Source organism: Flavobacterium hydatis (assembly GCF_000737695.1).
GTDB lineage: Bacteria > Bacteroidota > Bacteroidia > Flavobacteriales > Flavobacteriaceae > Flavobacterium > Flavobacterium hydatis.
The window spans coordinates 24457-37715 of sequence record NZ_JPRM01000005.1 but is presented as its reverse complement, the minus strand read 5'-3'; the positions used below and the strand labels follow the sequence as shown (position 1 = coordinate 37715).

6 protein-coding genes are annotated in these 13259 nt (G+C 31.8%); 5 read left to right on the top strand and 1 reads right to left on the bottom strand.

What is annotated here, in order from left to right:
* Positions 1-112: 112 nt before the first annotated feature.
* Complete coding sequence (locus IW20_RS04085; protein WP_035619221.1) at positions 113-781, bottom strand: ribonuclease HII; 669 nt, start codon at positions 779-781, stop codon at positions 113-115.
* Positions 782-1115: 334 nt separating this feature from the next.
* Here IW20_RS04085 and IW20_RS04080 point away from each other — a divergent pair, with 334 nt between their 5' ends.
* The 5 genes from IW20_RS04080 to IW20_RS04060 all read left to right on the top strand — a co-directional run bounded on the left by IW20_RS04080 (position 1116) and on the right by IW20_RS04060 (position 13239).
* The gene (locus IW20_RS04080; RefSeq protein ID WP_035619219.1) at positions 1116-4283 is read left to right on the top strand and encodes a SusC/RagA family TonB-linked outer membrane protein; all 3168 of its coding nucleotides are present in this window, start codon (positions 1116-1118) and stop codon (positions 4281-4283) included.
* A 4-nt stretch (positions 4284-4287) separates the two neighbouring features.
* The gene (locus tag IW20_RS04075; protein ID WP_051885538.1) at positions 4288-5763 is read left to right on the top strand and encodes a RagB/SusD family nutrient uptake outer membrane protein; all 1476 of its coding nucleotides are present in this window, start codon (positions 4288-4290) and stop codon (positions 5761-5763) included.
* A gap of 503 nt (positions 5764-6266) precedes the next feature.
* Positions 6267-9554, top strand: a complete 3288-nt coding sequence (locus tag IW20_RS04070; RefSeq protein WP_035619215.1) for a SusC/RagA family TonB-linked outer membrane protein — start codon at positions 6267-6269, stop codon at positions 9552-9554.
* 3 nt (positions 9555-9557) lie between these two features.
* Positions 9558-11069, top strand: coding sequence for a SusD/RagB family nutrient-binding outer membrane lipoprotein (locus tag IW20_RS04065; RefSeq protein ID WP_035619213.1), 1512 nt, complete (start codon positions 9558-9560; stop codon positions 11067-11069).
* A 220-nt stretch (positions 11070-11289) separates the two neighbouring features.
* On the top strand, positions 11290-13239 hold the full coding sequence (locus IW20_RS04060) for a putative porin (RefSeq protein WP_035619210.1): 1950 nt from the start codon (positions 11290-11292) through the stop codon (positions 13237-13239).
* Positions 13240-13259: the final 20 nt, after the last annotated feature.

Sequence of the window (13259 nt, the reverse complement as noted above, 5' to 3'; positions counted from 1 at the left end):
ATTGTTTCTTAAGTGTAATTGCTTAACAAATAGATTGTTAGTTTTGTATTTTTATGTGCTGAACTTGCCTTTTTTGATGGATATTGCTACCTTTTTTTAGTTTATACAATCTTTATATTTCATCAGAAAATAACTCCAATTGAATAGGTAATAGTCTAAAAGACATTCTATGATATTTGGTAGGGCCATATTTCTTAATTGCTTCACGATGTTCTTTAGTAGGATACCCTTTATTTTTTTTCCAATTGTACATCGGAAACTCTTCATGAATCTTATCCATATACTCGTCTCGATAGGTTTTGGCAAGTACAGAGGCTGCGGCAATACTCATAAATTTAGCATCACCTTTTATAATACTTTGATTAGGAATAGATTTTAATAACTCAATTTCCTTTTCTGAAAATTGTTTCCCAACTGTATTTTTCAATCCCAATTTAGCATTTAGCATTCTGTTGCCATCCACAATAATAAACTCAGGAACCTGATTTAGTTTCAGGATGCATTCCTGCATTCCTTTCATCGAAGCATTAAGGATATTTATCTCATCAATTTCATCTGGATGCAAATGAGTAATAGCAAACGAAATAGCTTGTTCTTCAATTATTGGTTTTAGTTTTTCTCTGGCTTTTTCAGATAATTGTTTACTATCATTCAGTGTTTTATTCTCAAAACTTAGAGGCAAAATTACAGCTGCTGCTGTTACTGGTCCTGCTAGACAGCCACGACCTGCTTCGTCAGTTCCAGTTTCTAAATCGTGTCCAGAATAATTGAGTTGTAGCATGTTCTTTTTTTAGAATCACAAAGGTTATAAAATTTATTAGAAATAGGTTAAAACAACAACCGAAACTTATAGCATGATACCAAATTAATCCTCTAGTATTTTTTAACTGAAAGTGTTAAAATTTAACATTTTTTTATTGTTAATATCACTTATTAAAGATCTGTTATTTATCACAATAATTGATTAAAAAATCAAAGTCTTGTTATTTTTGTATCTTTTTTCTTTTTTGTTAACAATTTTAAGTAAGAAAAATAATAATTTACAAAATGTTAAAATTGTTATTGTAAGAAAAATTTATCATTTTTGACGAATTATTAACCAAAAACAATTTAAGATGAAGGTGAAATTTAGATGGATTTTAACATTATTAACAGCATTAACCATGCAGTTTTCTTTTGCACAAGAGAAGGTTGTCTCTGGAATTGTTTCAGATGCGACAGGTCCAATTCCTGGTGTGAACGTTATGATTAAGGGGACAAAAAATGGTGTCCAGACAGATTTTGATGGCAAATATTCGATCAAGGCAAAAACAGGAGATGTGTTAGTATACTCTTATATGGGATTACAAGATAAGAATGTAACAGTTGGAACTTCTTCGGTGATTAACACTAAGATGGAAGAAGCAGGAAAAGCATTAGATGAAGTTGTTGTTGTAGCTTATGGTAAGGCAAAAAAATCTTCATATACAGGATCAGCAACCCAAATTAGATCAGAACAACTAGAAAATAGACCTTTAACCAATGCATTAGGAGTTTTGGAGGGTAGTACTTCTGGAGTTCAAGTGCAGAGTTCAGCAGGTCAACCAGGATCAGCACCAGAAATAAGAATAAGAGGTTTTAGTTCTGTTAATGGCTCAAATACACCATTATATATTGTAGATGGAGTTCCTTTTGCGGGTGATATTAGTAATATAAATTCTAATGATATTGAGAGTTTGACAGTTTTAAAAGATGCTTCTTCAACATCACTTTATGGATCAAAAGCAGCAAATGGAGTAATTATAATTACTACTAAAACAGGAAAATCAAATAAGGATAAATTTTCATTAAATGTAAGCCAGGGAATGACCTCTAGGTCGATAAAGGATTATAAAAGAGTAGATGCATATGATTATTATCCTTTAGAATGGGAGGCAATAAGAAATAGCCGCCCTATGAATAATCAGGCACAAATTGATGCAGCAAATACGTACGCTTCGGCTAGAGTTCCTGTAGTATTGGTAACAAATCCATTTAATGTTCCAAATGCAAGTATTGTTGGAACTGATGGAAAATTAAATCCAAATGCACAATTGTTATATCCTCAAGATTTAGATTGGGAAAAACAATTAGAAAGAGCAGGAGTTCGTAGAAATGTTGATTTTTCTTATCAAGGAAAATCAGAAAAATCAAATTATTTTGCATCCTTAGGACATCTGAATGAAGAGGGATATGTACGAAATTCAGGTTTTGAAAGAACAACAGGACGTTTGAATTTAAATACGAGTTTAAATGACTGGTTTAAAACGGGACTAAATTTATCTGGAACCTTAACCAATTCTAAATTAGGGACTGACGGAGTAGCTAACACAAACTCTTTCAACAACCCTTTTAGAACAATAAGATATATGGGGCCAATTTATCCTGTTTTTGATCATACAGCAAATGGTGATTATGTTTTAGATGATAATGGTGATAAAGTATATTCTACTCTTCGAGGCTCGGGAGCATCTAATGGACGAAATGTGGTATATGAAACATTAAATAATACAGATGTTAAAAAAGGGCTGGCTCTTTCGGGAAGAACTTTTTTTGAAATAAGTTTCTTAAAAGATTTCAAATTCACAACTAACGCTTCTATCGATAAGACTTATTCTAATAGAACATATTCATATAATACCCTTATAGGTGATGGATCTCCAACTGGATTAATGGCAAAAGAGGATAGAATATTTACAGGTATTACTTATAATCAATTATTAAATTATTCTAAAAAAATAGGGAGTCATTCTATAACTGCATTGTTAGGTCATGAGAGTTTTGATTATGAAAGAAATTGGACTACAGGAGTGAAGACAGGTCAGGTTTCTCCGGATAATATTGAATTTATCAATTATGCTACAACTACGACCTTAGAGAGTAAAACAAGAAATTATTCAACTGAATCTTATTTTTCGAGAGTTGGCTATGACTATATGGATAAATATATTCTTTCGGGATCGTTACGTAGAGATTCATCTTCAAAATTTGCGAAGGACAATCAGTGGGGAAATTTTTGGTCTTTTAGTGGTGCTTGGATAGCTTCTAAAGAAAACTTTCTTAGTGATGTTTCTTGGGTTAATGATTTAAAATTAAGAGCTTCAATAGGACAGGTAGGTAATGATTCTCATATTGCTTCAGATAGAGATGAAGATGGTACAGTCTTAAATGGACTAAATTATTATATAGGTCAATCTACTTATAGTTTAGGATATGATAACGGTAGCGAAGGAGGAGTAATAACGTATGCTTCGGCAGCTCCAGATTTAAAATGGGAGGTTAATACTCAAAAAGATGTAGCGGTAGAGTTTGGGTTATTTAAGAATAGACTTAAAGGAAGTATTGAGTATTATAATAGAAATACTGATGGACTTATTTTTGAAGTTCCAAATGCATTATCTTCTGGTTTGGATTATAGAGTAGAAAATATAGGATCTATGGTAAATAAAGGTTTTGAGATTGCCCTAGAAGGTGTAATTCTTAAAACAAAAGATTTCTCATGGAGTTTAAATATAAACGCATCAACTATTAGTAATAAAATCACAAAGTTACCACAAAAAGAAATTATTGATGGAACTAAGAAACTTACTGTGGGTAGTTCAATTTATGATTATTGGTTAAGAGATTGGTATGGAGTAGATCCGGCTGATGGATATGCTTTATATGTTGCAGATCCTAATCTAATGGTGGAGAATGACCCTACAGGAAGAGTTGTAAATGGCGTAAATGTAACTACAAATCAAAATAAAGCGCTCTTCCATTATGCAGGATCAGCAATACCAGATTTATTTGGAAGCTTTGGTAATACATTCAAATATCAGGGAATTCAATTAGATGTCATGTTCTCTTACCAAATAGGAGGTAAAATGTATGATTCTAATTATGCAGCTTTAATGCATTCGGGTAATAATTATGGTTCTGCTTTAAGTACAGATATTCTTAATAGATGGCAAAACCCAGGAGACATAACAGATGTTCCTAGATTAGATATTAACAGAAATACGCAATCTTCAGCAGCTTCAGACAGATGGCTGGTAGGGTCGGATTATTTAGCATTAAGGCAGATTAATTTATCTTATAAATTACCTTCTGACTTAATATCCAAATTAGCTATTGATAATGCAACGGTATATGTAAATGGCGAAAATTTATTGTTGTTTACTAAGCGTCAAGGATTGGATCCTACGCAAACATTTAACGGAACTACTCAAAACAGGTATATTCCATCAAGAGTAATAACGTTAGGTTTTAATTTAAATTTTTAACAATATGAAGTCAAATTTTATAAAACAAATATTTTTTATAATAGTAATAGTTGCTCTGGGGTCTTGTTCAGAGGATTTTTCAGAAAAAAAACCTACCGAGTTTGTAGACTACGAGGGAGCAACCAAAACGACAGAAAATCTTATGACTTTCTTAAATGGTATTCACAGATCTCTGTACATTACATATGAAGGTAATCAAAACGAAAGTGGTTTGGGAGGACTAATGCAGCAAACTGATATTGTAGGGGATGATGTTGTGTTTCCTATAACAAATAGTTGGTTTTTGCAAGTTTACAACTGGAATGGATTAAGCAATGAAAATTCTCAAGATCTTCGTTTTCCTTATCGAACATATTACAGGATAATAAGAAATGCTAATACTATTATTAATGCTACTGATGCTGCTATAGGAACTATTGCCAATAAGAATATTGTAAAAGGGCAAGCTTTGCTGTATCGTGCTTTTTGTCATTTTCAATTAGTACAATTATATGGCAAGAGATATGTAAATGGAGAAACTAACTCTCAATTAGGGGTTCCGATTATTTTAACCGTAGGGAATGAGAATTTTCCGCGTTCTACAGTAGAAGAAGTGTATGCTCAAATAAATAAAGATTTAGATGAAGCTAATATTCTGTTAGTAGGATATACAAGATTAAATAATTCTCATTTAAACTTAAAAGTAGCTCAAGGATTAAAAGCGCGTGTAGCCTTAACTCAAGGAAATTGGGCTATTGCTGCTGATTATGCTAATAAAGCCAGGACAGGAATGAACTTAATGTCTATTGCAGATTACGGAGCAGGTTTTAATGATTTTAACAATAAAGAGTGGATGTGGGGTAGTCATATTAATGAAGTTCAAACTCTGTATTTTGGGAATTTTGGTGCTTATATGTCTAGAAATTTTAGCTCAACAGTTATACGCTCTTGTCCTAAAGCAATTAATAGTAAATTGTATAATTTGATTCCATCAACAGATGTACGCTCAACTATTTTTAGTGTAGATGGTAATCATCCAAGTCTTTCGCTTGCAAGCAATTTTGCTAAGTTTCCATATACAAGCCAAAAATTCTTATCAATAAGTGCAGGAGATAGTAGATGTGATGTGCCTTATATGCGTGCAGCTGAAATGTATCTTATAGAAGCTGAGGCAAAAGCAAGGTTAGGACAGCCAGATGCTGCTACAATTCTTTTTGATTTGGAAAAAGCTAGAAACCCTGAATATGTTTTGTCTACTAATACGGGGCAAACTTTAGTTGATGAAATATTATTACAAAGACGAATAGAATTATGGGGAGAAGGATTTAGATTTTTTGATTTAAAGAGAACTAATTCTGCTTTAGATAGAACGGGAGCTAATCATGATTCTTCAATTACAAACGGTGTTATGATTGTATTACCAACAGATAAAAGATGGCAATGGTTAATTCCAAGAGATGAAATTAATGCAAACCCATTAGTAAAACAAAACGAACTTTAGAGTTTAAATAAATTATTGAAAACTGCCCAAAATATTTTGGGCAGTTTTTTTTTGTGATAATAATTAATTGGTGAATAATTAAATAGTAAGAGTTAAAATATACTCTAAATAGATCTCATGACTTATAAAGATTAAAGTAATCAGATTTAGAAAAAAGTTGATAAATGATTTTAAAAGTGCTTTTAATAAAACATTTTGAGTTTGAAATGTTTCAAAATTATGATTTTTACGTAGGTTAATTACTACTTACGTGTTAATTTCTTTAAATTTCAATTAAGAAAAAACTTACTTTATTTGTTAATTATTTGTTAAAATAAATATTAAATAAACCTTAGTATTTTAAAGATAAAATTAGGGATAATGCTATTTATCTACTAATTTACTGAGTTGATACGGGGTAGTGTTAAGGAAATATTAAAAAAAACTTTCCAAGCGTTTAGTTTTGCTTGTTATTTTAAGAAATTATTATGATGTTTGCGACATACTAATTCAAAATTAAAAAAATGAAACTAAAGTTTAACGGATTCTTAGTGCTACTAGTAGTACTTATGACGCAACTTACCATTGCGCAAGAAAGAACTGTTTCTGGAATTGTTTCCGATAATGCAGGAATGCCTTTGCCAGGTGTGAGTGTATTAGTTAAAGGAACACAAGCAGGAACGCAAACTGATTTTGATGGAAAATACTCTATCAAAGCAACCCCAAGCCAAGTCTTGGTATTTAGTTATATTGGGATGAAAACTCAAGAAATTACAGCTACTTCAGCAACAGTAAATGCAAAGTTAGCAAGTTCATCAGTTGAACTAGAAGGTGTTGTAGTAACAGCGTTAGGGATTAAAAGAGAGAAAAAATCTTTAGGTTACGCTTCGCAAGAGATTAAAGGTTCTGATTTGAATTCAGGTGCTGCAAGTGGAAACTTTCTTAATGAGCTTTCAGGTAAAGCAGCTGGTGTAAACATCAGAAAAAATACCAACTTTGGAGGTTCTACAAACGTAGTTTCTAGAGGGGTTAAGAATCTTACAGGAGATAACCAGATGCTTATCGTAATAGATGGTATGCCAATTAATAATGCTAATACGAACTCAAGTGTAGGTAAGCAAACTGAAGGAGCTCGTAATACATATGATTATGGTAATGCAGCGATGGATATTAATCCTGATGATATCGAGACATTGAACATATTAAAAGGTGCTGCTGCTGCTGCATTATACAGATGGCAAGCTGGTAATGGGGTAATCATGATTACAACCAAAAAAGGTAAAGCAAGAAAAGGAATGGGAGTAACTATTTCTAGTGAATTTACAGTAGGTACTGTTGATAAAAAAACTTTTCCTGTTTACCAAAATAAATATGGACAAGGTTACGGACCTACTTATGATGAGAATGGTAATCCAAAAGGAATTCCAGTTGGACCAACAGGAGCTTTTTTTACTATAGATAGTAATGGAAATCAAGTTGCTACTACAAAAGATGATGCTTCTTATGGTGTTGCTTTTGATCCAAACCTTTCTGTTTATCAATGGGATGCTTATACTAAATACTCTCCAAATTACGGAAAAAAAACAGCATGGAAAGCAGCTGATAATGGGCCTATTACATTCTTTCAATCAGCTACAACTTTCAATAACTCTATCTCTATAGAGGATGGTACAGACAAAACTAATTTTGTTTTGAACTACAACAACTATAAAGAAAACGGTATATTACCAAATAGTGAATTAAAGAAAAATAATATAAGCCTTAAAATTAATCACAAGTTTACGGATAAATTATCAGCTAGTGCATTTGCAAATTATATGGCACAAACTACAGTTGGTAGAAATACAACCGGATATGGTGGAGACAACATCATGGGATCATTCCGTCAGTGGTGGGCTACCAATGTTGATATAAAAGCTCAAAAGGAAGTTTTTGAGAATTCTGGAGGGCAAAACATTTCTTGGAATATGGATAATCCTGCTAATGGTCTTACTAATGCAAAATATGCGGATAATCCTTATTTTACAAGATATAAAAATTACCAATCTGATGAGAGAAATCGTTTTATAGGATATGCTCAATTAGATTATAAAGTTGCTGATTGGTTATCTGTAACAGGAAAAGCTAGTACAGATAGTTATTCTGAATTACGTGAAGAAAGAAAAGCAGTTGGATCTCTAAATGCTACATTCGGAATTAACAGGTTAGCTGTAGGTTCAGGATATCAAAAATATGCAGGTATGTTTTCTGAGCAAAACTACCAACTTACTTTGAATTTCAATAAAAAGCTTACGGAGAATATTTCATTAAATGGTTTAGCAGGGCTTAATGCTTTAAGAACAAGACGTACTTCGACACTTGCTTCTACAGATGGAGGTCTTATTATACCTGGAATTTTTGCATTGTCAAATTCTCTAAGCCCATCTCCGTATCCTGTAGAGGAAGAAGATAATTCGGGAGTAAATAGTGCTTATGCTTCTGTTTCTTTGGGATATAAAGATTTTTTATTCTTAGACGGAACGGTACGTAATGATGTATTCTCTACATTACCAAAAGGAGGTAACTCAGTAAATACATTCTCTACTTCTGCTAGTTATGTTTTTACAAATCATGTCAATCAGCCATGGTTAACTTTTGGTAAATTTAGAGCGAGTTATGCTGAAAATCCACAAGGAAATATTGATTTGTATTCATTACAAAGTGTTTTTAGTAAATTCAATAATTTTGGTTCAAGTCCATTGTACTCAAGACCAAACATAAGTGCTAATCCAGATTTACATACTGTAAAAACGAAATCAGAAGAGCTTGGTTTAGAAATGCAATTCTTTGATAGAAGAGCTGGATTTGAGGTGAGTGTGTATAAAAGTTTAAGTTCTGATCAAATCTTCCCTGTAGATTATTCTACATCAACAGGATATTCTTCAAGATATGCAAATGCTGGATCTGTGGAGAATAAAGGTATCGAGGTACAGCTTAATTTAACTCCTGTAAAATTGAAAGATTTTCAATGGGACGTTTTTGTAAACTGGTCTAAAAACGAAAATACAATCAAGGATTTAGCTCCTGGTATTGAAACATTAACATTAGGATCTTTTCAAGGTGGGGTAAATATAATTGCAAAACCAGGTCACGCTTTTGGTGATATTATTGGTAAAGATTATGTATATGCTGCTGATGGGCAAAAAGTTACTAAAGGTGGAACTTATTTAATGACTGAGTCAGTTACTAATGTTATCGGGAATGTTACTCCAGACTGGATTGGTGGAATCCGTAATAAATTTACTTACAAGCAAGTTTCATTAGGTTTCTTAATTGATATGCAAAAAGGAGGAGATATTTTCTCTCTAGATCAATACTACGGACAAAATTCTGGTTTATATGAGTCTACTGCAGGATTTAATGAGTTAGGAAACCCAGTAAGAAATACATTAGCTAATGGTGGTGGAGTTATACTTCCAGGTGTAAATGAAGATGGTACTCCTAATACAACTAGAACACCAGGACCAGAAGTGGCAGGAGGTATTTATGGATATACTAAAAATCCACAGAAAGCTTTTGTATATGATGCTAGCTATATTAAATTAAGAGAAGTAACTATTACATATAGTTTCCCTTCATCATTGGTTTCAAAAATGAAATTAACTGATTTAAGACTTTCTTTAATAGGTTCTAACTTATGGATAATTCATAAAAATCTTCCAGATGCAGATCCAGAAAGTGGTCTTAGTTCTGGTAACTTATCTTCAGGTTACTCAGGAGGTTCACTACCTACAACAAGAAATATTGGTTGTAACCTAACATTAAAATTCTAAATCATGAAAAAAATACTTCTATTAATATCTTTTGTTAGTATCACTATCTCATGTAGTACTGATATTACAGATATGAATGTTGATCCTAAAAAACCAACATCGACCAAGCCAGAATATATGTTTACTAATGCTCAAAAGAAATTAGTAGATCAAATGGCAAGCACTAGTGTAAATTTAAACGTTTTTAGATTATTATCACAACAATGGGCGGAAACGACTTATCCAAATGAAAGTCAATTTGATCTTACAGGAAGAAAAATTCCAGATAATCATTTTCGTGTTTTGTATAGAGATGTCTTAGCAGATTTATATGATGCTAAAGGGATGATTAAAGCTCAAGTTACCGAAACTGAAGAAGCAGCTATCATTAATCAGAATAGATTAGCTCTTATTGATATTTTTGAAGTTTATACATATAGTATTCTGGTAGATACTTTTGGAGATGTTCCTTACTCTCAAGTAGGAGATATTGTAAATAATCCTTTACCAGCTTATGATGATGCTAAAACAATTTACAAAGATCTTATTGTAAGATTGACTAAAGATGTGGCTGTATTGAAAAAAAATGATGCAACTGCAAATTTTGGAACAGCTGATATTATTTACTCAGGAAATGCTGCTAGTAATAAAAAATGGGTAAAGTTTGCCAATTCATTAATCGTAAGATTAGCTGTAAATATATCTGATGTAGAGCCTGCATATGCAGCTACAGAACTTCAGGCAGCTCTTGCTTCTGGAATAATGACTGGTAATGCTGATACTACAAAATTGATTTACTTAACAACATCAGGTAATCAAAATCCGTTATACGCTGATTTGGTTGTAAGTAATAGAAATGATTTTGTTCCTGCTGAGACTTTTGTGGCAGCAATGGATGCTGTTGTGCCAGGTGGAGATCCAAGGATGACGAAATATTTTGTTAATGCTACTAAACCAGCTCCAGTTATTCCTCCTGGAAGAACTTTTACTGGAGGTACTTTTGGAGAGGCTAACGTTTTTGAGGCTTCTTCTCGTATAACTGCTACGTTAAATAATCCTGCTTACCCAGGTACATTGATTGATTATGCTGAATTACAATTTTTATTGGCAGAAGCAGCTGAGAAAACTTTAATTCCTGGTGGTTCGGCTCAAGCCAAAGTTTATTATGATGCAGGGATTACTGCTTCAATGACAGATTGGGGAGTGCCAGCAGCTAGTATTACGACTTATTTGAGCCAGCCTAAAGTAAATTATTTAAACGTATTAAGTGGGGCTACTTGGCAAGAAAAAATAGGTATGCAAGCTTGGTATGCACTTTATAATAGAGGATTTGAGGCATGGACTTCATTCAGAAGATTAGATTTTCCAAAATTAAAATCACCTACTGCTGCTATAAATAAAAACATATTAACAGTTCCAGTAAGATATACATATCCAGGAATTGAGCAATCAGTAAATGGTACAAACTATAATAAAGCTGCTGCTGCTATTGGTGGTGACTTAATGAATACTAAAATATTCTGGGATAAATTCTAGTCTTGATAATAATAAATCAAGATAAAAATTGAAAGAATAAACAATAAATATTTTGAGTTTTTAGAACCCCGATTACATTTTGTAATCGGGGTTCTTGCATAAAATAGGAATGATTGCGTTTTTATATTAATCTATTGTGTTTTTTTATTTATACGTTTTTATAATTTACCTTTGCCACACTAAAATAGTCAAAAATAATATCTATATATAACCCTTTCAAATGAGAATTCTCTTTTTAATTTATCTTTTAGTACTACCCACACTATTATTTTCTCAGGTAAAACCATTAGAAATGAATGGGGAACATCGTGGTCTTAACGATACAATAAAAGCCAAAAAGAAGGTTGCAAGAATAGATCAATACCGTTATATAACCTTGGAACGTGATACAACTTATGTAGATACGTCGCTTACAATTCAAAACGAGTACAAACATAATTATCTACGAAAAGATAATTTTGGACTTTTGCCGTTTTCTAATATCGGACAAACATATAATACATTACAATATAGCTTAACCAACTTTACTCCTTATCCCGAAATGGGGTTCAAAGCCAAACATTTTAATTTTCTAGAAGCTAATGATGTTCAGTATTATTCGGTTGCAACTCCTTTAACCGAATTGTATTTTAAATCTACAATTAATAAAGGACAGACATTAGATTCTTTTATAACCTTGAATTTATCAGAAAGATTAAATGTTTCTGCCGAATATAAAGGATTAAGATCAGAGGGGAATTATATAAACCAATTGACAAGTACAGGGAATTTTAAATTCACAACAAGTTATAGCACAAAAAAAGGTCAATACCATATTAATGCACATTATACCTATCAGGATATTTCAAATGAAGAGAATGGTGGGATAACAACGCCAGCAGATTTTGAAAGTGGTGACCCAGACTTTAAAAATCGACAAAGACTAGAAGTATATTTAACAGATGCACAGTCGTTTTTAAAAGGTAAACGATTATTTTTTGATCATGCATACAGAATAAATGAAACACAAGGAAGTAATAATTTGTATGTAACACACCAGTTTAATTATGAAAATAAATATTTCGAATATTACCAACCAACAGTTTTATCAAGGGTAGGTAATGAAAGTGTACTTCGATTTGGAAACTCTTATGTAACAAGTGGAATCAATGATCAATCTCATTATAATAAAATGTATAATAAGGTAGGAGTTGCTTATGAAAATGTATTGTTAGGGAAATTTCATTTTTTTGTAGATGATTTCAGAAGTAATTCTTATTACGGAAGAGTTTTGCTTTTTGATGATGGAGCAATTATCCCTAGTTCATTAAGCCAGGATATTAATAGTTTTGGAGGACAATATGAATATCAAAAAAACAAATGGAATGGAAGATTTTTGTATTCAAGATCAATAACAAGTCAATCACTTTCAGATTTAGAAGCAAAGCTTAAATTTGATTATAGTGATAAAATTAAATTTTTATTTGAGTATCAGAACATAAATAAGTTACCTAATAATAACTATAATTTATATCAAAGTAGTTATGTAGAATATAACTGGTCGAATAAATTTAAAAATGAAAAAATCAATTCATTAAGTGCTAGTGCAATTACACCATGGGTTAATATGTCATTTCAATATACAGTACTAAATGATCATTTATACTTTGAAGACCAATCAACAGCTGCTGAAGCTGCTTTAAAAACACAAATTATAAAACCTGCACAATATGGTAATACAATTAATTATCTGGAAGTAAAGGCAAGTAAAGAATTTAAATTCGGACGATTTGCATTAGATAATACTGTTTTGTACCAAAAAGTAGATCAAGCAGATGCTATTCTGAATGTACCAGAAATAGTTACAAGAAATACATTGTATTACACTAATTATTTATTCAAGAAAGCACTTTATTTACAAACAGGAATTGTGTTTAATTACTTTGCTAGCTATTATGGTAACGATTATAATCCTGTAATAGGTGAATTTTTTGTTCAAAATAAGAAAGAAATCGGAAATTATCCGAACTTTGACTTCTTTATAAACGCCAGAATTAGACAAACTCGAATCTTTTTAAAAGCAGAGCATTTTAACTCCTCATTATCGAAGAGTAATTATTATTCCGCGCCTAATAATCCATATCGTGATTTTGTTATCCGATTTGGTTTAGTTTGGAATTTCTTCCAATAAAAATTAATTAATAACAATGG